The following is a 26,319-nucleotide window of genomic DNA, read 5'->3' as shown; positions in this document are numbered from 1 at the left end:
AATAATTTTAAAGTTGGAAATTAAAACCTAAATTAAACTGTCTTGTCGCCAGTCCGCCCGTTTCTGGATCTCCATAATATTTCCATTCTTTAGATGCGGCCCATGTTGCAACGTTCTGAACTGAAGCATAGATTTTAATACTTTTAATATGCACTTTATCCATAAGATCTCTAGGAAGTGTATAAGCTAACGAAATATTGTCTAGACGAATAAAACTACGGTCATATAATCTTCCTGGCGCAACTGGAGTTCCTGCAGGGCCTTTAGCATCAAGACGCGCCCATTCATTTGTAGGGTTGTCAAGTGTCCAATATGGATTCAGATATGGATTGAAATTGAATTTATATAAACTAGAATCGTTGAAAGTGTTCATATAGTTTGAGTCAAGAGATTTGCCTCCCATATTAGAATACATGCTGATGCCCAAATCCCAATTTTTATAAATCTTGAAATCATTGCGTAACATCCATTGAACAGGTGGATTTGAATTTCCTAAAAACTGCTTATCTTTTTCATTATAAACCGCTTTTTTATAAGGGTTGCCATCTGCATCTACTGCATCTACGTCATCTGCTGTATAGCTGTTAGCCACTTTTGGATCTCCAGGGCGCTGTCCGTATTTTTGAGCCTCTTTCCATTCGTCTTTCTGCCAAATTCCAGTTACATTATAATCCCAGATTTGTGTGATCGGTCTTCCTATAAACCATCCATTAGCAGAATCATCTCCCTCTTTTTTCCCTATAACATTACCGCTTTCATCTTTAATATCTACCATATTGCCATACAACGACACAATTTTATTCTCGTTATATGAGATTCCGAATGAAGTGCGCCATTCAAAATTTGGTTTTTGCATGTTTAAAGTGCTAAGGCTTAATTCAACACCTTGATTCTGCACTTCTCCAAGGTTAGTGGCAATTGTTGAAAACCCTGTAAAGCCAGGCAAAGATTGGCTCATAATCATATCATTAGTAGATGATCTGTAGGCATCTATAGTAGCAGTAATGCGATCACGTAAGAAACCTAAATCAAGACCAATGTTTGTAGACGTTGTTTTTTCCCATTCCAAATTTGGATTTGCCATACGATCAAGAGATAGATATTTTATTTCAAGCGCTTTTCCTGAAGCGTCCAGATATCCCATTGTTCCGGTATTTACTAAGTTTGCCAAAGAGACGTACGGATCTACAAGCGTTCTGTTTCCATTTTGTCCCCAAGACAAACGTAATTTACCTGTACTCATCGCTTCCCAGTTAAACCATTTTTCATTTTTAAAGTTCCATGCAACTCCAAAAGATGGGAAAACTGCATAAGGGTTTGAAGCTCCAAATGCCGAATATCCGTCACGGCGTATAGTTGCTGTAAGCATATAACGGTTATCAAACGAATAGAAAAGTCTAGCCATCAAAGCATCTGCCGTTTCATGCGTATCATTTGATCTAATAGCACTATTTGCCATTGTTGCCGTATTTATGTAGTGAAATCCTAAAGCATCTGAAGGCTGAATATTATAAGCATCTATCTCATCTGACCAATAACGGCGCTCCTCAGCTTCCTGAACAAAAGTGGCAATAATGTGGTGTTTTTGAGCAATTGTATAGTCCCATGTTATGGTGTTATTCAAGTTATAATCAAATCTTGTCGAATTATTTCTGTTTACCCCTGTAGTAGCTGCAGGCCAGTTTGGGTTCTGTGTAGATCTGAAATAACGGTCATGAAAAAATTGGTAACGAGGTGCAATATTAAATGTGTAAGTAATACCTGCTGGCAGACTTACTTTAGCATTAAAAATAGTATTCAATGTGGTATATCCAGTCTCTTTATCAATAAATTGACGCTCGTAGTAATAGTTATAATTTTGTCCAGAAACATTTTTCCCCATTGGCTGTCTCTCGTAGTTGCCATTTGCATCTATAAAAGTTCCAAACGGACTAGTTCTCATCATATTATTGAAGCCAGAACGAGTGTCCAGAGAAGGCGTAACATCTCCATCTGATCGATCTTGGAAATTAACGTTTAGTCCAAGGTCAAGCCAATCTGTAACTTTTGCATCAACTTTCATGTTAGAACGAGCAGATTTATAATCATTTCCAACAATAGCTCCTTCTGAAGTTAAATAGCCAAAAGACATATAATAATTTACTCTATCGCTTGCTCCAGAAATACTTAAATTATTGTCATGATTAATTCCTGTTCTAAACGAACTATCACTCCAATCATGTGTTTTATTCGCTAGAAAATTTGCCATTAATGAAGGATCGAAATTCAATCCTAAACGATTTCCCCATACTTCTTTACTGCTTTTTCCTGTTGTTTGAGCAGCAGGCTGATACGCTAGCCATTGCGCTTCTGTAATACCCCATTTAGCTAAATCATTTGGATTTGAAAAATAGCCAGGTCTGCCATTTGCCACTGTTCCTGATATAAATGCTTCATATTGCCCTGTAGCAGGGTTAACACCATAGGTTTGAGCAGTTTCCCAATCTTCGCGATATTTTAAATATCCCTCTGGAGAATACACACTACGATAGGCACTTTTATTGCTAATGGTTGTGTTTGTACTAAAACTAACCATAGGTTTTCCTGTTTTACCTTTTTTGGTTGAGATAAGAATAACCCCTGCCGCGGCTCTCGATCCGTAAACAGATGAAGCAGAAGCATCTTTTAAGATATCAAGCTGGGCAATATCATCAGGATTGATTTCTGATAGTTCACCATAAAACTGCATTCCGTCAAGAATAATAAGTGGTGCATTGTGAGGGCCACTTTTTTCATCCTTATTTGTACTTGCAGTATATACAGAAGTCTGTCCACGAATTTGTATTTTTCCGCCTCCTTTTGCAGAAGGATCATAACCAACTCGTACACCAGGAGTACCTCTTAAGATATCTTGAACAGTCTGCGGGTTTTGGTTTACTAATCTATCAGGAGAAACCTGAGCAATTGCCCCTGTTAAATCCTTTTTCTTCATTTTACCGTATCCTACAACCACAACTTCTTCTAACGAAGCTGTTGCTCTTTGCATTTTTACATTTACGGTAGTTTTTCCTTTTACGGAAACCTCAGTATTGGTATAACCCATAAAAGAGAATACTAATACAGCATTTTCATTTTCTACTTTTAAAGAAAATTTCCCGTCAAAATCTGTTAAGGCAGCATTTTTACTTCCTTTCTCTAAAATCGTCACACCTGGGAGCGGCATACCATTTTCATCATTGACTTGTCCAGTGATGGTTTTTTGTTGTTGTACATTTTGCGATAGCGTCGCACCTTTCGAGCTAAGGGCGTATCCGTGGAGTTGAAATAAAGAAAACAAAAGACAGTATGCCATCAATTTTGTTTTCAGATTAGATCCAGACACACCATTAGGCCCCATTTTAATCCTGCTAAAATTTGCCATTTTGGTTGGTAATTTGGTTATTGAATAGTTAGTTTTGGAAATTACCTTCGGATCGTTTCAATGAAAAATCTTGAATAATTTCGTGTGCAAAATTGACTAATAATGGTTTTTAGAAGAAGAAATAAAATACATTTTTGGGTGCAATAAAGTCCTGAAAATATATTTTAATGGTTTTAAAAGCAATAAAAAATATTTTCTGTAAAAAAAGTATTAAAAAAATGGTAATTAGACGTTTTTAGCGAAGAGGGTGAATTTGAAAGAAGGATTTGTAATTGTAAATCAATTTATTATAAAAATTGGAAGAAGTTTAGATGCGGGATGTTATTCTCAAAAGATGTTGATACAAATATTTTATTTGTTATGTTGGGCAATAAAAATTTTCTCGTAATGATTTTAGAATGTATGATTAAAAATTCCTTTCAGCAGAAATATCAAACCTGTAGCAATAAGAACTAGTGCACCAAACCATCCTTGCAAATCTTTTGAATTGGAAAACAAATCAACATTCTTTCTAAAAAAGCCATTGTTTATTTTGTACAGCCATTTTGAATAAGACAAACCGACTATAATTATGGCTAATGGCAAAAGAATGTCTTCTATTATGTTCATCCCTAATCTGTTCTTATAACTTATTTTAAGATCGCGGTTTAGACAAATTTCTATCATACATAACAATAGTTCCCGCCACAGCTACATTCAAACTTTTTTCTGATTTAAATTTTACTAAATGATGGCATTTTTCCATTACTTTTTTAGATAAACCATGATCTTCTGCACCCAATATGTAAACACAGCGTCTTGGGTGTTCGAAGGTTTCGAGATCAGAAGCTTTTTCAGATAATTCAACACCAACTAATCTTGCTCCTTTTGGTAAATTTTCAAAAAAAGCTTCAAAAGTATCGTAATGGAAATATGGAATCGCTTTTACTGCATCGTGCGTATCGCAGGCTTGTTTGGCATATCGATTTCCGATGGTAAATATAAAAGTAGCGCCTAAGTTCTGAGCCGACCTCCACAAAACCCCTAAATTTTCAGGCGTTTTACCATTTTGTATTCCTATACCAAAGTATTCATTTGTAAAATTATCACTCATGAGGGCAAAAGTACGAACTGTAGGTAGATAAATCAATACTTTATAAAATGATAGGATATTCTTTATTGATAATAATGCTTTGTTAAATTTTAATTGTTGATATTGAATGGATTATATATTATTGAGCCCTTACAATTAGTTAAAATGACTATTTTAAAAAATCATCAGTTGCTGTATTTGTTCTTAATTCGGCTAAGTGTAAAGTATTATTGTGAGAAGCTGGTATATTGGCGTATGTATCTTTACGGACACCATCTCCTGTACCAAATTTTTCGGCAAGGAAATCTGTTTTTGCATTAATGGTTGGCGCTTTGTCAGGGTTTTCTAGACGTTCTAAAACTTTGGTCAGACAGGCAATAGCTTCTGTTTCAGCAGCTTTTTTAAGAGTAGTAGTACCGCCACCACCTTTTACAGCAGTGTCTAGTTCAGAATGAGCTTTTCTCATATCTTTAATTCCCTCAGTTTCACTTTTAACTTCTTTTGGAGGGTTATACGAAGGTATGTTTGTTGAAATGTCCCTTACTATCATATCTTTTGCAGATAATATAATGTTTTTTAAATCATTTTGAGCTTGAGGATTTCCTTTCACTGCCGCAAAGGTAATATTAGGTACATTATCTTTGACCCAGATACCATGTAAATCTTTGACGTGAGAATGTAAATCACCGCTAACCCAAGGCTTTCTTGTTTTTGCTACTAAACTCAATGTTGGAATGGCTATAGCATTAGAAATACCTTTGGACAATAACAATAATGCAGTATCTATTTGAGTTAGCGGAGGTTTTAAGTCTTGGTATACGACACTATCATGAAAACGTTTAAGAATATTGTTATAAACCTTTTCATGATAGGTATCTGCACCAGAAGCATTTGTCTGAAATCGTTCTGCTATTTCTTTAGGTTTAAGAACAATGTTTAATTGATAACCTATTTGATTTACTTTCGTTGCCCATTTATTTCTTGCTCTTGTAACTCTAATTTTTTTTGCAGGTCCCTCCCAGCTCCAACCCGTACCAATATAGTCATTGAATGGTAAATTTTCTACAACTGTATTTGTCGTCGAATGAGTTGTTCTAAATGTTGACAAAGCCTGAACAAACAAAGTGTGAACCTGCGATATGAAGGCTTTATTTATGCCGCCATTTATGTGTCCTGCTAAAAGAGGAGGAGCGACTAATTCCAACTCCTTTTGAGCATCAGTTTCCAATATAAAAGGGGTATTAAATAGCGGGCTTAAAGAAGTAGATTTCCCTACTTCTGTATGTGAAGCAACATCTGTGGCTTTCGGATTTACAAGTTCCCATGTTGCAAATTCGTATTCAAAACCAAAACTGCGGTGTACAGTAAGTATATCTTGCATCGGTATGCCACTGTAATGTAAAAAATCTTGCCACTCTCTTTGAGCTTCAATCAAGGCAGTTAGTCCATGTCCAGTATTTTGTGACGCTTGATACAATTGTCTAGCGCTAATTTTTGTAGCTTCATCAGTAATATCTGCCGCTAATAAAAGCGGATCGATGATAGGGTCTATATTTTGTGTGAGATGTGTCCAACCTTCTTGCATCTGACTAATTAAATCAGCACTTTTTTGCAAATCATTACTTGCTTTTGTGCGCTGTTCAAGTGTCAAATCGTCGCTTTCTACAGTTTCTCCAGTTTCATGAGTATTTGGATAATAGGTCCCGTTGTCTAGTTTAATACTAACGCGTTGATGAACCGTTTGTGAGTTTAAAAAATTATGATGTTTAACATGATTTGGAGAATTGTAATTTACAAACTGAATAGCTTTCGTCCCCATAACATCAGCCTCATTTTCCAAACCTTTATCATCATTTGCATTCACTTTGCCTTTCATCTGCAGGGTAGGCTTTACTCGTCCTTGTTTTTGCTGTACCACATGCCAAGCTTCGTGAGGTAAATGTTTTTCCTGTCCTGATGCAAGATGTATATCAGTTCCCTGTGCATAAGCATGAGCATTAAGTTGTGCAGGTTTATTGGAGTTATAATGCACTTTAACATCATCCATAGAATGACCAGATAGATTTTCTATGCCTGATTTTAGATTGTCTGGCAAACCAGTTTTATTGACTTTTCTTTGTAAAATGGAAACGGGACGATTGTCCTGAAGCTCTCTTGCCTTGTTTTGAATAACTTTTTCGCCAGAACTATTCGCGGCAGTTTGAGTTTTGGTTTTATCAGTTGAATATTCCATAAAAACTAATTTTAAGTACTATTAGTTATTTCTAGATTTAAATACTTTATCTTCTTTTCTTACTTGGTCTACGCATATAATTTTTTGCAGCTTTTTTTCTATGCAGTGCATGATATTTTTTAAAACCAGTTGCACCAACATGTGCTCTGTTTCCTCGAGAGGTGTTGCAAGTTCCACAAAGCACTCTGCCATTTCTCATATTATTTCGTCCACCCCTTGAAGCAGGCTGTATATGATCAATGTGAAACTGTCCGTCGCCCATTCGTCTGTTTTGGAATGTCGCATAATGCACTAGTGAATGCTGAAAACCACAGTGATTGCAGGTATGATAGCCGTCATTTTTCTTTTTATTCGCTGCTAGCTTTCTTGCTCGTTGCTCTTTGTTAAATTTCGTTAACTGAACAACATTAGAATTGTAATTGGCAATAGCTTGATGAGATTTTAATTGTGTAGTTGAAATATTGCTATTGGTTAAAGTTGAAGACGAAACACGATTATCGACCAGCTGAAAAGTATTTCCAATAGTATTTCTATTAGAAGTAAGACTGTTTGCTGCTCCTTTATAATCATTTTCTTTTGGAACTTTACTATAGCGATTCATAATGTTTTCTATTTATTAAAATTGCGATGAGGTAAACTAGGAGATCTACAGTTTCTAAACTGTTATGCCAGAACCGCCTGAGCCTGGATCAGGATCTTTGCGGAAATCTTTATAGAATCCTTTGTTTTCAGGTTCGTCATCTGGAGTATGGTATCCTGATTCATCATCGTCACTTTCGTAATCGATTTTTTTCTTTTTCTCATATTTATGGCTTTCATTGCATACTTTGCAAAAAGCTCTTAGACGATCTGGATCATTATGATCTTCTTTCATTTCTGCATCGCTTGCACCTTTTGATTTCAAATCACGTTCACGTTGTGCCCAAGTCGGATAATGATCTAATGTTAAAGCACGTTGTTCGTGTTTGTTACCTCCTTTGCTTGTATAAGCAAATCGAGTTAGTTCAAGTTTTTTGCTTCCTTTTTCTTTATAGGCAAGTGGACGTCTGCAACCGGGACAAGTATAGATTGCATCATAGTTGTCATTTACATTAGTGCGTTGATGAGCGGTATGTTCTATAACGTGGTCTCTTGTGTCATTTGGGATATGGTACCTTTTTTGTTTTTTAGCTTGTGGCGGTTCATAATCATCGCCGCTGTCATCTTCACTTTCTGAGTCTTGCCTTTTTCTTTTCTTTGGATTCTTTTTTCCATTACCACCTTTTAACTGAGTAACCGTTTTATCTGATAATATGCTCTCTTGAAGTTTTCTTTGTACAACAGATAATTCGCGATTATCTTTTAATTGAACAGTATTATTACCGATAGCAGTATTTGCAGCAGCAATAGATGTTATGTTTTCGGATATTTTTTTTTGTTCCTGCGTCATTTTCTTCTTTTTTGAATTAGATAACTGCTTGTTTTTTTTAAGAATCGTAATTAGATTTAGATAATTAATTTTCTAATAAAGTTACGTGCACCGGGCCAATAGCCCCTAGATAATCAATAGCCGAACAAAATGGATGATTGTGAATCATTAACTTTAAATCTTCAAGATTACGGTCATAGTAGGGGAGTGTTACTTTTTTTCCAGTTATGAGCTTTATTAAATACTCGTCTTGTATTGGATATATTTTGAATAATGATTTATGAGGTGCATAAATAATGTTCTCGTCATCTGTAATAAATGAGATTTCATATTTACTTTCTTTTAGTTCTTTAGGATTAATTTTAAGTAAAAGAATAATTTGCAATTCTACTTTTTTTACGATTGCGTCTATTGTTTTTTCGTTTGTTTTAACTATCAAATAAAGATTTTGATCTGTTATTAAATAACCATTAATAATAAGTTCATGACTTTTACAGCAATGATTTAAGGCTATTGCTATTATTGTTTTGATGTAATTGAAATCGAATTGTTTTCTCCAATTGCCTATTTTAAGTACAACTTTATGTTTGTGCTCACGTTTTTTAGAAACGGCAAGTTGTTCTGTATTTTCATCACTCTTTTTCATATCAATTTATTGGAATAGATTCTCTGAGTTCACAATTGAATTTTATAATAGAAAGTTCTGTGGTCGCTATTTTTAAACAACCACAAAACTTATTAAAAGAATTGAATACGTTTATTTTCCTAAGCTTGACATAGCTGTAAATAATGCTTTGGCATGCGGTCTGGCTGTTAGTGTATCGGGTGCATACGGTGAATTGGTTTCAGGATTCCAAGGTCCTGGGCATCCGCCTTCTGTCACGGGTTTTCTTGTAGATGGGCTTACAGGGGCAATTGAAAATAATCCGAATCCTTCTTCATCCCAGTAGTTGCCTGGGTAATTAGGCTGTACATTCATGTTTGGTCCCGGATTCCATACGCCTGAGTTGCAGGTAGGAGCAGCATTAGGCTGATTACATTGTGTACCGTCTGGATCTGCTTTCCACCACTCATCGCTCCATTCAAAATAGGTTCCACCACAGCAAACTCCAGATCCAATATCAGAACGATTTAGCACTATGTTATTGTAATGGCCTGTAATGTAGGTTACTAAATTGTTCATTTGAGACTCATTTAATTCTGTCATGTTTCCGTTAGCATCATGAGTAGAAGCAGGCGCTCCCCATTCTGTTAGCATTAACGGAACTGGATTGGAAGCTGTTGCATCTTGAAATGTTGAAAATAAATTATCAAATCCATTAGAATTTGTCCAATTGCCGCGATATGAATTGTATCCCCAAAAGAAATTACCCGATAGCATGTATTGGTTGCCAGCATTTACAGTTATCATTGAATCGTCTACATTTGCCAATGATGTTAATTTGCCAGGCGCAGTATTGCCTATTGCTATTGCGACATCATTCCAATATTCAAAAAACAATGGATTATTAACAACATTATCTGCATTAAGTTCATTTGCCATTACAAATCCCATTACAGCAGGAAATGCTCCCCAAGATTTTGCCAATTCAATAAAATTAGCTTTAATAGTAGCACGCATATCCACATTACTCTGATTCTGCCATGAAGAAGAAAGAAATGCTGCTTGTTGATTTTTTGGCGGTGCGTAACCCATTAAAACATAAATAGGATTATTGCCATCATTCCAGCAGGTGTTTAGAAATTCTGTGTGATCATGATCCCATGTTTCTGGGTCTCCGCCAGCTATTAGTTGAGCGGCATCAAGTGTGTTATAAGTCTTTAAAAGATTTACGCCATTTGATCTCATAAGCTCCAAATCTCTTTGCCAAACAGATTTCCAAGTTTCAATTGTAAAATCTCCATAAGGAACAAATGCTGTACAGCCACCCCACGGAACTGGAGAATAGCTTACTCCATTGCCAAAAAATGCGTTGCCATTGACAGTAACTTTGTACTTTTCAATCGCCCACTTTGTTGTTGATTTCATAATAAAATGTTTTTGGTTAATTAAATTGCAATGTTTATTAATAGTTGTAATATTTTAATAGAGAGAAGAATATCAATTCATATGGCTAACCACAAGTGTTTTATTCTCTTTTTTAAATTCACGTCTAATGCCTTCCAATAAATCCTGCTGACTTACTATTGTTTCATTTTTTTGAATAGCTGCCAAAGCGCAAAATCTCAATACATTAATAATGGCACCGCCAGCCAATTCATACTCTTCGGCGATGTTTTCAATATCAATATTAGGATCAAGCTGACATTTCCCTGAAAATGCTTTTTCCCATAATAAGATTCTTTCTTCAGCGGTTGGCATCGTAAAATGAATCATCGATTGAAATCTTCTTGAGAAAGCTTCATCCATATTTTCTTTTAAATTGGATGCGAGAATAACCACTCCAGGAAAATCTTCAATTCTTTGCAATAAATACCCCGTTTGCTGATTGGCGTGCCGATCGTTTGAAGATGTGGCAGTAGTTCTTTTTCCGAAAAGCGCATCGGCTTCATCAAAAAATAAAATCCAATCTTTGTGTTGTGCAACATCAAATATTTTAGACAGATTTTTTTCGGTTTCTCCAATATATTTGGAAACAATCATAGAAAGATCAACTCTATAGACTTCTCGATTGGTACTTTTTCCCAACAATGTTGCTGTAAGCGTTTTTCCCGTTCCCGGAGGTCCATAAAAAAGGGTTCGATATCCGGGTTTTATTTTATTTTCCAATCCCCATTCTTTCATCAAAGTTTCACCATGATTAAGCCAAGCATTAATCTCCATGACCTGATTCATAACATGTTCTTCGAGAACCAAATCGTCCCAGTTTAATTTGGTCGAAATCTGTTGCGCTGGAAATGAAACGCTATGCTCCAATTTAGGTAAAGTGCCGGTTATAAAATAGTTAAGCCAGCGTTCATTAAGCGAAAGAACCTGATTCAGAATAGGAACATTAGATTCCGTACTTTCTAAAACCAAAACCTGTTCTTTTGAAAGAATGTTTGAGGTGTTTAGAATATTTAGCAATTCAATTCGTAATTCAGTATCAACAGCTGTAATTAAAAAAGAGAGCGTTTGCCCCGTAGGCAGAAACCCGCTGTGATTTTTATTGACAACACCGCCAAATTCAGTAAAACCGCGATCGTACATGGCATTTTTACTAAAGAAAATATCTAGAACTTCAGGTTTGATTTGAGGTGCTAGAATCAAAGCAAGGCAAAGCCTTTCGTAGAGATTTAGATTCCATTCTTCTATTTTTTTGTAATAAACGCTGTCTTCAGTATTGGCATCAGCTTCGGGAAGCGGAATATCCTGCCAACGATTTTCGTGGCCTTCTTGAAGCAGATAACTGCAAATAACCTGATCGATTACCTTTTGAAGCCAATCCATTTCATTGTACAAAACCGTGATATTGGAATTAGTTTCCATAAGCCCCAAATAGTTTTTCTACATCGTCCAAATTAGCATCAGCCCATTTAAAGTATAATAAAGCCGTATTCGGATTTAATTCGTTGGATTGCATCATATCTAAATAAAAACCTTGAGCATTTTGCATAATCATTTGAGTATTGTAATCAGTATCATTATGAAAATTTGAATCAAAAAAAGAATCTGTCCATGCGCTTACATTGTTTTCTTTAGCTATAAAATCACTTATGAAATAAGATAGTTTTTCATCCTGAACCACTAATTTTTTGGCTTTAAAATAAGCAGGCTTTCTTTTGGTTTCCCTGTGGTAATATTCAATATCTTTTGACTGAATTGTTTTGGTTTTTTGATGTCCAAAAATATCTGTCAGACCAAAATTTTCTGCTTCACAAGCCAATTCCAATTCAGCATTTGCTTCGCCAGCTGTAGCTAGAGTAGTGCTTTTTGCAGTAGCGCTTTCTGTTACGATATAAAGCTCTCTAAAAGAATATAAGGTTTGGGTCAGTTTTATAATTAATTGCTGCTGGATTTCGTTCCAATTATTAATTTTTACAGACTCTGGTTCTTCGGCTTTAAAAATGAAACTTCCTTTTTGAGCAAAAGCCAATATGAGCTTGCTGAATTCAAAATCACCTTCAATAGAGCCGTGAGCGATCGATCGTCCAGAATAAGGTTTTGAAATGCCGTCGCTAAAATTCCAATTGGCATCATTCAAAGCAATTGTACCGCTAATATCAGCATCGTGATGCGATATAATTCCATTGCGGTAAATATTTCCCAGCAGGATTATTTCTCCATTTTTGATTTGAAAATAATCGCCTGGGAAAAGACTTTTATTCAATGGTTTTGTAGGCAGAAATCCTACGGTTTTTAGATAAAACTGTCTGTAGAAGTTCTTGTTAGTATGATCCATAACCTTAAACAATTAGAATTAAAGTCCACTGAATGCAATACCGAAACAGTGGACATTTTATTTGTTTTAAGAAGCGTAAGCGGCTGCAGTTGCTGCGGCTAGGCTAGATTGAAGCGACTGAAGCTTAATCTGCGCTTTATTTAAATTAGAAGTTGCAATGCTCAATTGTCTTGCAGTTTCATCATTTGCTGTATTGGCTTTTTCGTAGGCAACTTGAGCGTTTTTGTACGCTTCGTAAATTAATGCTCTAGCCGAAGTCTTAGAAGCTGGCTGTGGTGACAATGCAGTATCTAAAGATTTTTCATCGGTTAAAGTCAAATACAATTTAGTAGCCTGTTTGCTTTCTAGAGTAATGGCACCTTCAGATTCTAAAATAGAAGCCTCAGCCGCCAAAGTAGATTTTAAGGCAACCAAGGTAAGTGCAACAGCATTATTAGCGTCATTGCCAGCGGTATTAATTCGGCTAATTAAATCATCAGAAATCAGCGGATTAAGCGCTTTTTTGCGAATAACTAGATTAGACAGTTTATTAATTATTTCTACAGAATAAATTAATTTGCTGATTAAATCGCTAATGTTATTAGAGACTCTTGTAGTGTCTTGAGCGGACAATACAGTTTGTGCAAAAGCATTTTTTGAATTTAAAGCCAAATCGTAAGCATTCTGAATAACCTGATCAACTAAGTTTTTATTGCTTAATGCATGTGTACGATTGCTTTCAGAAGTCAATAAATACCCTTGATATCTGGTTGCTTTTTCAGTTAGCGAGTTTACAATTGTCTGCTGTTGCTGTACAATTGCTGTTGCATCAATTACTTGATTTTTTAGCGTGTCTAGTTCAGCTTTTTTCTTTTCTGTAATTCCGTACTTCTGCAATTTTATGCCTGGTGATAATATAGTTTCCATATAGCTGAGGTATTAAAGAGTTGATGATTTTAAAGTTTCTTTTGTAGAATAAGGTATTGGCGGTGTATTTTGCCAATCAGAAAGACTGTTGGTATACTTCGATCTTGAGTTTTCTGTGCCTTTGTAATACGATAAAACTACTGGAATGTAATTTTTATCTTCAACCAAAGGATTTCCAAAATTGTCAGTAGTTGTAGTATCAATATCTACCAAAAATTCATGTCCAGATGCAGTTCTATGCTGTTTGGCATTGGTAAAGTTTCCTGCAGGAATGTTCTCGGCTAAGTTTAAATTGAAGAAGAAAGCATTGGTGTTTTTAACGGGCTTAGGCGATTTGTCCTTAACGTCTTTCAGTTTTGTGTTCAGATCTGCCAATTGGCTTTTTGCGAGACGTAACTTTTCTTTAGTATCTGTCAACGCACTTTTCAAACTTGCGCTTTTTTGTTTTTCCTGATCGGCATCTTTAGCATTTTTGCCTCCTTCGGCATTCGGCTGATTTGCCGAAGCATTTAAATTTTCGATTTCTTCATTAAAAGATTTAATTTCTGCTTCAACCGTTTTAATTTCTTCTTCTAATTCAAGCGTTTCAATTTTAGATTCAAGCGTGTCTAAATCCTCATTTGTAGCCATATCATCAGGATAAGGCAAGAAGAAACATCTGTAATCAATTTCAGCTGGTTTTAAGACTTCTTCCTTTTCAACGCTAAAAGTAATTTTAGACAAATCTTCAGAACCATTTTCTCTAGAAGCGCCAATATGTTTGGCATTTTTTAAGGTATAGGTTAATGAAAAAACTTCAGAAGGAGCAGACAGATATTCGTCAAACGTATTAATCTCTTTTTTGTAGCTTTCAGTAAACATGATTAAAAGAAAAGCCACATAATTTTCTCCAAGAACCAACGGATCGTTGTCAGAATCTCTATATTGTTTATAGGCTAGAGTCTCTGTATATTTTCCTTGAGCATCTGGAGTTTGAGTAGCAGGTATGCTTTTACACTGGGCAGGATTGCCTACTAAATCTTCTGCAACAGAAGCACTAAACAATGATTTTTTGCTGTCCTTAACCAAAATGATATTATAGCTTAATACAGGTTTTTTTAATCCAACATTTTGGGTATCAGGATTTCTGTCGTCTGCAGAAAACGGACTTCTATAAGCATTAAATGAAACATTAAAATTGCCTGACGAAGGATCAAAAAGTTTAGGAACTTCAACAACTAGATTTTGGTTAAATTGTGCGTTATTGAATGTATATGCTTTTTTTGCAGCATCATATTCGACTTCACTGCATTTTATAGCACCTTCTGCAGCTCTTGTAGCAATACTGGCTTTAGATTTTGTGTCATTATCTACAGTTAAGACTGCCGTAATAGCCGTTAAGTCAGAAGTGGTTACCTGCAATAAATTGTTGACAGATGTATTCGTCAGTTTAGCTCCGTCGGCAACTGTTGAGCTTGAAACTTCAGAAATCGCAGCAGTGGCTTCCATAGCATATTGCGAAGTGCGTTCGGCATTGTAAGCTGTTTTGTTAATCAGATTGTAAGCTTCAAGAGTCTGCTGATAAATCTGAGTTCCATAATCAGCTGCATTAACAATACTGTAAATACTGCCAATATCACTCGCCAAACGAACAATAGAATTGGAAGCAATCTGTATGTTTGATGCACAAACAGCCATATTGGTAACCGCTTGCGTTACATATGTTTTTTGCTGATTTGCAGATAATAACAAGTTGTCTGCCATGTTCTTATTTTTCACAACAACATCATTTATATGCTGTTTTTCTGTGTACATTTTTGTTGTTGCATCGAGTTTTTCCTGTGCAACAATTTCAGCTCCTTCGGCATAATAAAGAGTAAACATCGAATTGCTCAATTGTGAACTCAATTGTTTTTTGGTCATCTCCTGACTTTCTAATGATGACAATACACTAGAATGCAGATTTTCGTTGTAACTGTTCATAATAGTTTTTTTAGTTGATTAATTTATATTTCAATATTGTATTCCTGGTTCTTGTTTAGATAAGCAGTTTTTCGAATGCTTTGTTAATAAGGCCAAATGACATGAAGAGGCTTATCCATCCAATGGTATTTTACAATTGAAAAAGCAAAAGGAGACCTGTTAATCAATATATCATAAGCTCTTTTTTCGACTGTAAGCTCCCATTTATCTTCTAGTTCTACCAGAATTCCGTCACGTACAAGCCAGTTTCCGCGAAAACCGTCTATGGAGCAGTCTCCAATTTCTGGCCAATGCGAAATCGCCGCTTGTATCAAACCGTTTATTAATTCTTTATCCCGATCAGACATTTCTATAAAATCAGGCACAGTATCTGTCAATGGCAAACCACACAAAACTTTATTTAGAGGCAGATAAACTTCTTCTGTTTCCTGTATTCCCGTAATAACATATTGTAAATACTGCACGGCTCTAACCTGATGTTCGTTACTTATAAATTTATTTTCTGAGGTTAGATTCAGTCGTTCAAAAAGCATTGCGATATAATTGTTCAAGAGTACAATTCCTGCATTTCTAACCGCAACACCTTGCTTGAGGTTAGTTTTTGGTTTTTCTTTAATTTTAATTTGTTCCATTTTCGAGAATATTTCAGGTTGTTTTAAAATAGTTGAGGTTTGTTTTTCGGTTCTTAGAATTTCCTTGAATCCAAGCTGTAACGCGGGAGGAAATTGATAGATATATTTTTCAATATCAATCAGAAAGTTTTTTTTAGAAATTCCTTTTTTGGTTACAATTTCCCAAATCAATTCATTCCATATTTTATCAATTGCAATAAGTCTCCAATTATCGTTGACTACAGCTTTCAAAACTTTTCGAAGCAAAAGATGCTGCATTTCTTTAGAAGCCAAACCTTTGATGGTTACGCCTCCCAACACATGATTAAATTTTTCCAGAATTTTCAAATATGATTCTCTGTTTTTATCTAATTGACTTACCGCATTGCACAAATTATGAAAGCTGATATTGCGGCAAAGCCAATCCATTTGAGCTTCGGGAATAAATTCTTTTTTTATTATTCGAAAGAAAATTTTAGGCTCTTTTAAGATAATAGCATTCAAAATATCTTTAATTTCAATTGTTTTAGAAATATTGAATGCAGAAGAAATCTGGCGTTCTATAAGAATCGACGATATCCATTTGTATTTTTCTTTCTCAGATAAATTTTCAATTTCAAGCAATATATCTGTATTGATAGATTCTGAAGTTTTATTAGAAACCATATAATCCGAAATCATTTCGCTTTCAAAAAAATGTTCTAATTCTGGTGTAGAATTGGTAGATTCAAAAGATTTTATTTCGTTTTCAAACTGTACTTTTTCCTTTGAAACATTCTTTTTTAAATACAATTTAAGCTCTTTCTGAAGCAGTTTTTCAAATAAAACCTCATTGCCTTTGTAAGCTGAATATTTTAAAATTGTGTTCCAAAAAAGCTCGTTTAATTCTGCAATAATCTTAGTTTTTGAAACCGATTTTGCATTTTGAGTTATAACAGAAGTAGTTTTCTGAATCCAATTCTTTTTCAGTGCAACTCCATTGGTCAAGAAATAATGCAATATATTTTCGCTCTCTTTTCTATCTTGTTTTCGCAGTAAAACAAATCCTGAATCATTAAAATTAACGGTCAATAATTGCGCTAATTCTTGTTGGTTTTGCTGTGATGTATTTTGAATGAGTAAAGCAAGCGCAACAGTATCAATTGATTTTGTATTTTTTAACTGATTTAAAAAAGTTTTTTTAATGGAAACTCCAAAAGATTTAATTCGTTTGGACTGAATCAGTTTTGCGATAAACTGAAAATAATCGTTACGTTTCTTATCGGCTACTTTTTTGGATAGTTGCACAATAATAGTTTCCAGAAATAAAGAAGAATTGTGTTCTGGATGAAACAATATTTCTTGCATTCCAAATAGTAACAAATCGTCTGTTATTAATTCTTCAGGAAAATCATATTTATCTTTTTCATTTAGAATTTCATAAACAACTTGAATCGTTTGCACAAGTTTTGTTTTTTTATAATTGGCTGTTTTTACCAATAATTGAAGCATTTCTCGATTTAAAACCAGCGGAAGTATTTTTTTCAAAACTTCTTTGTTTACGTGTGTTAACATGACTTCAAACGCCATTTTAGGATGCAATAAAATGCTTCTAGTCAGAGATCTTTGCAAATCGATAAAAAAGACGCTTTTGGTACTGTTTTTCTGTAATTCAAGTTCAAGTTTAGCTACAAGATTTTTGAAATGAACAGCGGGATAATTAGAATTATTATTGCTTATTTCCTTGCAATAAATAGCATTGAGATTGGTATAAATTGTTGCCGAATTATTGTTTTTTACTGCGGCTGGTATTTTAGCATTGGTAAACATCGCCAATAGATGTTCATGGCTCAGATTATTTTTTCTTCCTAATTCCTTAACGCAGAAAAGCAGAAACACACTATTGTCAGCATTTTTATTTTTGATAAGAAAAAGCATTCCAATTTCCCACAAAGCCTTACTGTTTGTTTTAAGTTTAAAAGTCTGGCTCAGCTTATTCAAATAAATTATTGATTCCATTTGAAGAAGCGATGGAGTAGAGTCTAATCTTGAGAAAAGTACTTTTATAGAAGTCTCGTTTAAATCTTGAAGTAGAGATCCAATCTGGGTTTTGTCTTTAAAAATAGGCTGAATAAGAGCATTAAACTTTGTTTTATTCTCGATACTCAATGCAATAATCAACTCGTTCAGATTGTCTTTGTCGGATTTAAATTTTCTATTGTTTTTGTTTTTTAGTAATTGGTCTAATACGTTCCAATAATTTGTAGCAGTTTCTGGCTTGTAATTTTCACTTTTTTGAGTTTCATATTCTTGAGTCAATATTTTAAGACAAGCAATGAAATCGTTATTCTGAGACGTTTTATCTGAGAGTTTTATAATCGTGTTTTCAATTAAGATAATAAGTTCTGCGTAAGCAATATTGTAATGATTAGCCATTTGTAGAATACTGCTTTTCATAAAAGCGAGTTTATTAAAAAGAGTTCCGCGTTCTAGTAGTAAAAAGTTCAGAATAAAGAACCACAGATTCTTTTTAAAACTTGCCGTGCTAGTTTGAATAATGGTTTCTTTAACCTGAATATTAACCATCGTTGCGCTAAATTCAATAATAGAACTACTATTGTTAGGTTCAAGTGCTGCAATTATTTTGGTTATATTCTTTTCCTCAAACTGCCATGCAATTCGTTTTCTAACCTCTTCATGTGTCATTCCGGTTTCCTTAATAATGGCAATAACCTCAGCTAGATTATTTTGAAGTAATTCTGCCATAATCTGATTTACAGAACCTTCTTTATTTTGATAATTCCAAGGCAGATAACCTTCTAAAAGAAAGATCATCAGGTTTTCCAGAATCGATTTTTCTTTATTGTAAACTGCAATTCCGTTTTGTTTTTGACTGTTTTGATACAGAATTAGTTCGGCAATTTTTTCTCTTAATAGATTTCGTATTTTTCGGCTAAGATCAAATTCAAGATCGCTATAATCACAAGAACCTAAATCTAGTTCGAGCGTTTCAATACGCCAGCTTTGCTCTTGCGGACATAATTCGTTAAAAATGGCGTTGACTTCTCTTGGCAAAGTAATTTTGCTCCAAGTGCTCAAACGCTCCTGAAGCCTGTAACTTTCTTTTTTTTGATCAAAAGTCGTGTCCCATTTTAGACTCGATACAATATGGCTATTTATTTCTTCCATTTTTTGTTTCTAAAATTGAGGTTAGACTATTGATTAAATTCACTGCTGATTGTTCAGCATTTGAACTTGTTGTTTCTGAGTTGTTTCTCTCTTTATCGAGAACATCCAAAGTGTTTTTGAAGCGTAAGCTTTCATGCCAACTATTATAATTAGGCACAAAAGTTTCAAGATCTTGAAGTCTTACAAATAAACATTCACATTTTATGTTTGTTGGAAGGCTGACTGTAAGAAACTCTTTTAAGCGTTTTTTGAATTGGGGCGTTTGCAATTCTGGAATAAAATCTGGAAATACTAAAATTGCATTTTTCTTAAAAACCTCATCGGTTATTGTAATGGTTCCGTTTCCAGATGAAACCGTAATACGGAAAGCATAATCAGATAATTTACTTTTTGTATATTCTGAAGCAAGTATGCTTTTAGAATCATCAGAGATCAAAGAGTATTTTTCATTAGAAAATTCTAAATAACCTTTCAAAAGCTGAGCATCCAAAATAGATTGGCTTGTTGTATTTAAAATATAATTTAAGTTAGCAATTGATTGAAAATCTATGTTTTGAATTCGGTTATATGAATTGTTGCTTTGTTTTAGAATTTCAATATTATATTTTAATTGACTTAAAAGAATAGAAGTTTCGATAAAAACGCAGCCTTTTCTTTTTTCTTTAAACCAATATATTTTTTGTATCGTTTTGTTGCTGTTTAATTGATCTTCGATAGAATTTTGAGAAGTTTCAAATTGAGTTGTAATAAAATTGGCGTATATGTTTTTTAATCCGAAAAGTAAATTAAGTTTTAGTTCTAAACCCGAAAAATTACTGAAATCTGTTTTGCTTAGCTTTTCCTTTTTATTGATTTTATTAGATTGAAAAACAAAATCTGAGGTGTTTTCACTAATATGGTCAAAATGTTCCTTTTTAATGTTTTGCAAACCAGCATCATTGTTTTGATCTATCTTTGCAGCAGTCAGAAAATTGTAGCCTTTTAGTCGGTTATACGACAATAAATCAAGGTTCTGCAAATACAAGCTCTTTAGGATAATCTGATCCTTTTTCTTGTTTCCGGTATAGATTGTATCGTGAATTATGGCATCAATTACCTTTGGAGATTCACCATGTCTAGCAAGCAGATGATCAAGTATTTTATTGCGTCTTTCAAAGTTTACATCTTCTTCCTCCATGATTTTCATCATTCCAAAAATGTAGGCATTATAAGGATCTTGCTGATATTCTCGCCAGCTTTTTTCTTTCAATTCCTTTTTGGTTTCGTCTCCATAACTGTACTCGAAAATGGCATTATTTTTTAATAAAGGTTTTATATGAGGAATATTATACAAGGACTGATAGAAATAACTTGGAGAAAACATTTTGTACGGAACAGGATATTCTAGATGTTTTTTCTCGTACTTATCTTTAAAGGCATAAAAAGCTTCATTGTCTGAAGGTGCTCCGCATACCGAATTAGTAAAAGAAAATAGTTTTGAAACATTTGCCAATTGTGAAAACTGATTTGCCAAAACCTGATCAAATAAGGTTAAATAACCTTTTAATTGACGCGATTGCGCAACTTGAATTGGCGCAGAATTGTCTTCGATTTTATCTTCGCCAATACCATATTGCTGCGGAAATGTATTTTGGATAGAATAATAACTGTTGATGTCTCTAAAACTGCTTTTGGGCAATTTTATAGTTGGCTTGTTGTTTAAACTTGTCGAGGTATCTTGATATTTGCCAATATTAATTTGCAACGGACCAAAAGGATCAACAGCAACTTGTTTTCCGTTACTGCTCAATATTAATTTTTTCTCTTTATAAGAAGCCATAATGTCAATAGATAATATTTGGCTTTCAGTTGATTGCAATGTTTGTACAGTATTTGTATTTTGATAAAGTTGCACTCCTGAAACCGAAATAATGCCTGTTACTGATTCGATTACAGGAATCAGATCAATGGCTTTTATAATATCTTTTTTATCGGATAAAGATTGATTTAAAATCCATCCATTTTTAAGATAAGGCCCATCATATATTTCGGCAGAATCATATCCGTCGTCTTTCATAGCATCATAATTCACCTGATCTATTTTTGGAAATATATAAGTGCGAATTTTATCTTGAAGTTCTAATAAAACTGTATGCTCATCAACATCCTTTTCGAGCTCTATTTTTGCTCCAATCCAGCAATTTTGGGGCTGTAACACAATCGGCATATTAAAAAGTTCTCCAATATTTCGGCTCTGATTGAGGTAATAAAAGACCGATTTGCAAATGTTATTGTATGTGCTAACATCTGTAATGTCTGGATTGATGTAGAGATAAGTTTGATACACTCGGCTAAATGGCAAGATATTATCATTGTAAGTTGCAATCTCAACATTATATACATCTTCAATTCCGTCGATGATATATTTTCTATAGTCATCAATAGTATAGGGCGACGTAGTCAGGATTTTATAAGGCATATAAAACTGATTTTCGATTTCCATTTTTCCAGTAGAATCTGTCAAAATATCTGGTATCGAAAAATCGGTGCAATAGCCCAATTCGGTCAATGCATAACATACCTGATCAAGAATGGTCATTCCAGGATCGCTGGGGTTAAAGTTTGTCCATTCATTTCCAATATGATTTTGGATATAATCAATAGCCTCGTCTTTCAGGAAATTAAAATCCTGATACGGTGGAAGCTGAAGTCTTGTTATTTGATTATTAGTATCCATTTTTATATCAGATATGAAATATTATGATTGGGCGCCGAAACTAAAAGCGTCGTTGAACCATACGGCATTAAAGTTTCTTTTTCGCTTTTTATGGTAGTTTGAGCTCCTGTAACAGGATCGATATAATAGCTCGAAAAGGTTACATTTTCGACAGTAAGAACTCCTTTTATGTTTTGTATAAATGTGCTCACTTTGGCATCGACAAGAGGTTTGCCAATTGCTATTTCAGATGGACAATTCGAAATCCAAGGCGACAAATACTTTTTTAGAGCTAGATTTACATTCTTGCTGACCAATGTCGTCTGATAGTTTGGATCGACTTGAATTGTGATATTGATGCAAACGTACTCTAGATTGAAATTGGAAACTTTTAGATTAATAAATGGCGATGAGTTAGCACTTAAAAACTTTTGCACCTGAATTTCTAGAGCATTGGTCACCAAAGGAATAAAAGCGTTTGAATCATTATCTGATGCTATTTTTCTTATCAGGTAAACATTTGTACTATTATCATTTTTTTTAGTGACAACTTTTGAATAATAAATGGTATTGAATTTCTCAGCAATCAGAGTATAATAATCTGAGGGTGTGCTTGCTCTATTTTTGGTTTTAATGCTGTTGCTTACTCTTTTATTTCTATCAGTTTTGTCCTCGGCAGCTTTTCCTCCAAAAGAAGCAAAAGGCTGAAGGATTGTACCTATTTCCGGAATTTTGTTTTCTGGTTTTGTAATTGTATTGGCATCAATATGCGGACTTTCAGTATCGGTCAGAAATGCAGTTCCTGTTCTTTGCACGCTAAAACCGTTGGTTTGCATAAAAGTGGTTTTAGAAAAAGAAGCAAGGTTGCCAATAGCCGCAATAGAAATCCAATTTTTAGTTCCAGGCATTATAGTATTGTCATTGTTGCAATCTGCTGGAATCGGAATTTCTATAATTCCTGAACATCTAAATTGGTTGGTCTGATCTGACAATGGCTGAATGTTTTTCCAACCTGATTCGCTTAAATAATAATACGAAATGCTATTCTGGTTGGTTAGCGCAGTCGAATTTCTGGCCAATTCAAAATAGAGATTCAAAGTGCTGTTGCAAATCAAATTATCCAGTTCTATAAACAATGCTCCGTTATAATTGAAAGACGGGTAGAGCGGAAAACCTTTTACAGCACCATTCTCAGAACTCCCTACGATTTCTGTACTGAATAGATTGGTTTCGGTTTTATCTGCCGTAGCACTATCAAAAACCGTATAATTTGAGAATGGAGCATAAATAAAATATTGTAGCGGATAATCGCCTGCAGTGCCATCAAGTTTGTAGGTGACACTGGCATTATAAATAGCTGAAAAACCTTGTATTTTTGGAACAAACGGAACATTGGCTGCAGCAATAAAATCGGTTACTTCTTGATCTTTAGCCATTGCAAGTTTATTGCCGTTTTGCAAAGCAATGCTAGCCACAACATTTGTATACAATTCTGAACCAAAACCATATTCTGGACTAGACAAAGTCATTTTTACAAATCCAGATGAACTTTCTTCTGTAAATTTTAAAACCTCTTTCTGAATGTTTGGGTCAGGTTTCCAGATTTTAGGAATTTTTGGAGACGCAATAGTATTCAGAGTCGAATCGGGTTTGCAATACAGATAATAACTGCTAGATGCATTGAGAATAGGCTTGCTAGGATCTCCAGTTTCAAGATCAAACAGATAAAGAGGTTTAGGGATAAGATCTTTGGGAACAAATACTTTATCAACTTCACTGCTGGTAATTTTGCTCATTTTGACATTTTGCCAAGATTTGTTCTTCATAATATTAAAATCAACCATAAAACTGGCATTCGAAAATTCGGGAACAATTATTTTTTCTTCTTCTTTTGGAAAAAAAATGTGTTTGATTCCCTCTTCGATTTCCTCAATAAGCGACGTTTTTTTTGGAGGAGGATTTAAATAAAGGTTGTATTCCTTGTAATACACTGAAAAATCATTAGGTCTTTTATCCCAATCTATTTCTACAATAAAACTATCAAGAGGTTTGCTTAAGATTTCATTGTTTCCGATAATAAAATTGGCATTTACCAACGGAATTGGTCCAAAAGGAGGAAATGGATTTTTGGTGCTTAATTCTCCATAATCATTGTATAATTGAAACGTTTTCATACCTGTTACTTTTAAGGCAATAGTGATAGAAATAACTTTAGGAGGATTCTGGGGATTAGGAACGTTTTGAAACAAAACCTTCATCATGGGCCAATCGCTTTTGAGTCCGTCTGGATTAACCAAGAACGGTTCGATTGCAGCGACAGTAGCGTCAAGATTGATAACAATGGTAACGATATTCTGTCTTGTTGCGTCGATTGTAAAATTTGATGGAACCAAATCCAATTTTAGCCAATCTTTTTGCGTGCTTAGAAAATAATTGGCTTTTTGAAGAATTTGTAAATCTATTGGCGAATCAAATTCTAGTGTCAAGGTTATCTTTCTTTTTCCTTCACGTAATAATAGCATTGGCGAAGCAAACCCAATTCCGATTAAAGAAGGGGTTAGAGAAAGATCATCTGAACCAAAAGTTTCCCAGCTGATTGCCTTATTTTCTGCATCTAATTGAATTTCGGTCGGCTTAACAATAGTTTGTAAATTGTAAGACGCATTGTTTTTATTCTGATAGGAAAGCTTGTGTACACTTGCAATCGTAGCAGGATTTAGGGTTGCATTTTTTTGTGATGCAAACAAAATAGGATTCTTATTTGCATCAACTCCAGCGTTAAACAAAGTTCCTTTAGGCAAAGTATAAACAGATGTTGGTTTTGTAAGTGTTGCGCACAAAAACGTCTGATCTGCAACTGCAGGTAATTTGGTTTGTTTCAGGATATTTTGATAATAAAAATCAAGATGTTTCTCTGAAAGTCCATTTAATTGCTCTTGCTGAATTTTTAGAATATTTACAAATGAACGCAACAAAACAGTATCTGGAAAATGTCCTTTTTTAAGGTTTAGTTTCTTAAATTCTTTTGAAGCATGATGAATTATGGTTTCTAAAAACTGAAACAACTTATCGCCGATTTTGGTTAGAATATCCAAGCTAGTAATCAGTACGGACTTAGTTTCCTGCAAAATCGGATGTTCTTTTTCAAATCCGAAAACCTGCCAAAAAGGAATTTTATCTTTATTGATATACCAGATATTTTTGTCAAAAGATTTGAATTCTTCAAAAGGAGCCGACATAATAAATAAACCATCGACATTTAGTTTGTACAAATATTGTCGATAGGATTGAATAGCCCAAAAATCAATGCTTAATCTAGTTTTTACTTCTTGCAACATATACGTTTTGAGATCGTATATTTCACTATTGCTTTGCATATAATGCGTCCATCGTTCTATAATTTGATAGATAGCCGTAATGCGATCAAACAAGTTATTTAAAGCTCTTGAGTTCGGAATCAAGACTTTTTTTAGGATTAAGTTTTGAATTTCTAAACAACCATTTTTATAGTCAACGTACAGTTTTTTGTAATTTGTTTTTGAAATCGAAGCTGTCAAAAAAACGGGATCTTTGAGTAAAAATGGACTCCAGTTTCCGTCAATGGTATTGCTGTCATTATAGAAATTGATCAATTTGCTAAATTCTGTCAAAAAGTAAAGCCAGTCTTGCTCGGTTCTTCCGTCTATTAAATGCGGATTTGGAACGAGTGCTTCGTTAAGAGAATTTATGGCGCTATTTTGATCAATTAAAATCATTTTTTCTTGTCTAAGTTGGTTCCTTCTTTTAAATAGAATGGGAACACATAATTGTGTCTTGTATTGGTTTTAGAATAGATGTAGCTAATCAGTATTTCTATAGTTCCGTTTACTATATCGGTAGATGCAATTCTAACGTCTTGAACAAGTATTCTCGGTTCGTAACGTAATAAAGCAAACTTGATGGCTTCTATAATTTCGCCTTTCAATGTACTGTCAATTTTTTTGAACATAAATTGTTGAATTCCAGAACCAAATTCAGCTTCAAGTGTTCGCTCGCCTTTACGAGTATTTAAAATGACATTGATCGACTCGTTAATATTGGTTTCATTAGCAGATAGATTTAACTGATGATTATCTGCAGAGAATGAAACAGGAAATGCCCATCCTGAACCTAAAAAGGCAGTGTCATTATGTGCTATATTATCCACCGATCATTACATTAAATGCTCCTAGCATAATGGATCCTCCGTGAGCAGTTTGATCTCCCATTCTTGCGGCTGGCATACCGCATATCATAACCGTTGCAGATCCTTTTATAATAGAATCTGGAGGCCCTACACAAACCAATGTATCGCCAACTTTGGCGGCTGGTAATCCTGCTATTAAAACAGTAGGCGCACATGGGCCAATTATCGGTCCGCCTACATGAGGAATTGGTGGTACTCCAGGAGTAACCATCGGACATTGATGAAAATCTGTAAGTCTTGCTGCTGGTGGCATAGTT

General features: G+C 34.4%; 17 protein-coding genes. All 17 read right to left on the bottom strand.

Annotated features, from left to right (window positions below; genetic code table 11):
• Window positions 1–7 precede the first annotated feature (7 nt).
• Entirely contained in the window at window positions 8–3,400 is a 3,393-nt protein-coding gene (locus JI750_RS21870; RefSeq protein WP_202006528.1) for a SusC/RagA family TonB-linked outer membrane protein, read from the bottom strand.
• 393 nt (window positions 3,401–3,793) lie between these two features.
• Window positions 3,794–4,009 (bottom strand): hypothetical protein, encoded by a 216-nt coding sequence (locus tag JI750_RS21865; protein WP_202006527.1) that lies wholly within the window; start codon window positions 4,007–4,009, stop codon window positions 3,794–3,796.
• A gap of 25 nt (window positions 4,010–4,034) precedes the next feature.
• On the bottom strand, window positions 4,035–4,493 hold the full coding sequence (locus JI750_RS21860; protein WP_095930138.1) for an RNA methyltransferase: 459 nt from the start codon (window positions 4,491–4,493) through the stop codon (window positions 4,035–4,037).
• 148 nt (window positions 4,494–4,641) lie between these two features.
• The gene (locus JI750_RS21855; RefSeq protein WP_202006526.1) at window positions 4,642–6,705 is read right to left on the bottom strand and encodes an eCIS core domain-containing protein; all 2,064 of its coding nucleotides are present in this window, start codon (window positions 6,703–6,705) and stop codon (window positions 4,642–4,644) included.
• A gap of 46 nt (window positions 6,706–6,751) precedes the next feature.
• The gene (locus JI750_RS21850) at window positions 6,752–7,306 is read right to left on the bottom strand and encodes an HNH endonuclease (protein ID WP_202006525.1); all 555 of its coding nucleotides are present in this window, start codon (window positions 7,304–7,306) and stop codon (window positions 6,752–6,754) included.
• Window positions 7,307–7,360: 54 nt separating this feature from the next.
• Window positions 7,361–8,134, bottom strand: coding sequence for a GH-E family nuclease (locus tag JI750_RS21845; RefSeq protein WP_202006524.1), 774 nt, complete (start codon window positions 8,132–8,134; stop codon window positions 7,361–7,363).
• A gap of 64 nt (window positions 8,135–8,198) precedes the next feature.
• Window positions 8,199–8,759, bottom strand: coding sequence for a hypothetical protein (locus JI750_RS21840; RefSeq protein WP_202006523.1), 561 nt, complete (start codon window positions 8,757–8,759; stop codon window positions 8,199–8,201).
• Between the two features lie 111 nt (window positions 8,760–8,870).
• Window positions 8,871–10,142: a hypothetical protein gene (locus JI750_RS21835; RefSeq protein ID WP_202006522.1), complete on the bottom strand. Its 1,272-nt coding sequence runs from the start codon at window positions 10,140–10,142 to the stop codon at window positions 8,871–8,873.
• A gap of 72 nt (window positions 10,143–10,214) precedes the next feature.
• A complete protein-coding gene (locus tag JI750_RS21830; RefSeq protein ID WP_202006521.1) occupies window positions 10,215–11,582 on the bottom strand; it encodes an ATP-binding protein in 1,368 nt (455 codons plus the stop codon).
• A complete protein-coding gene (locus JI750_RS21825) occupies window positions 11,572–12,495 on the bottom strand; it encodes a hypothetical protein (RefSeq protein ID WP_202006520.1) in 924 nt (307 codons plus the stop codon). The genes JI750_RS21830 and JI750_RS21825 overlap by 11 nt, the downstream gene beginning before the upstream one ends.
• A 66-nt stretch (window positions 12,496–12,561) precedes the next feature.
• Entirely contained in the window at window positions 12,562–13,401 is an 840-nt protein-coding gene (locus JI750_RS21820) for a hypothetical protein (protein WP_202006519.1), read from the bottom strand.
• Window positions 13,402–13,413: 12 nt separating this feature from the next.
• On the bottom strand, window positions 13,414–15,363 hold the full coding sequence (locus JI750_RS21815) for a hypothetical protein (protein WP_202006518.1): 1,950 nt from the start codon (window positions 15,361–15,363) through the stop codon (window positions 13,414–13,416).
• A gap of 83 nt (window positions 15,364–15,446) precedes the next feature.
• A complete protein-coding gene (locus tag JI750_RS21810) occupies window positions 15,447–19,142 on the bottom strand; it encodes a contractile injection system tape measure protein (RefSeq protein ID WP_202006517.1) in 3,696 nt (1,231 codons plus the stop codon).
• Window positions 19,126–21,858, bottom strand: a complete 2,733-nt coding sequence (locus tag JI750_RS21805) for a baseplate wedge protein (RefSeq protein ID WP_202006516.1) — start codon at window positions 21,856–21,858, stop codon at window positions 19,126–19,128. The genes JI750_RS21810 and JI750_RS21805 overlap by 17 nt, the downstream gene beginning before the upstream one ends.
• 2 nt (window positions 21,859–21,860) lie before the next feature.
• Window positions 21,861–25,592: a baseplate J/gp47 family protein gene (locus JI750_RS21800; RefSeq protein ID WP_202006515.1), complete on the bottom strand. Its 3,732-nt coding sequence runs from the start codon at window positions 25,590–25,592 to the stop codon at window positions 21,861–21,863.
• Window positions 25,589–26,023, bottom strand: coding sequence for a GPW/gp25 family protein (locus JI750_RS22080; protein WP_202006514.1), 435 nt, complete (start codon window positions 26,021–26,023; stop codon window positions 25,589–25,591). Before JI750_RS22080 ends, JI750_RS21800 begins: the two co-directional genes overlap by 4 nt.
• A complete protein-coding gene (locus JI750_RS21790) occupies window positions 26,016–26,315 on the bottom strand; it encodes a PAAR domain-containing protein (RefSeq protein WP_202006513.1) in 300 nt (99 codons plus the stop codon). Before JI750_RS21790 ends, JI750_RS22080 begins: the two co-directional genes overlap by 8 nt.
• Between the last annotated feature and the right edge of the window lie 4 nt (window positions 26,316–26,319).

The sequence above is a fragment of the Flavobacterium tagetis genome (assembly GCF_016735615.1).
GTDB lineage: Bacteria > Bacteroidota > Bacteroidia > Flavobacteriales > Flavobacteriaceae > Flavobacterium > Flavobacterium tagetis.
Note: the sequence above shows the minus strand (reverse complement) of the source record. Positions and strands in the feature narration are given on the sequence as shown.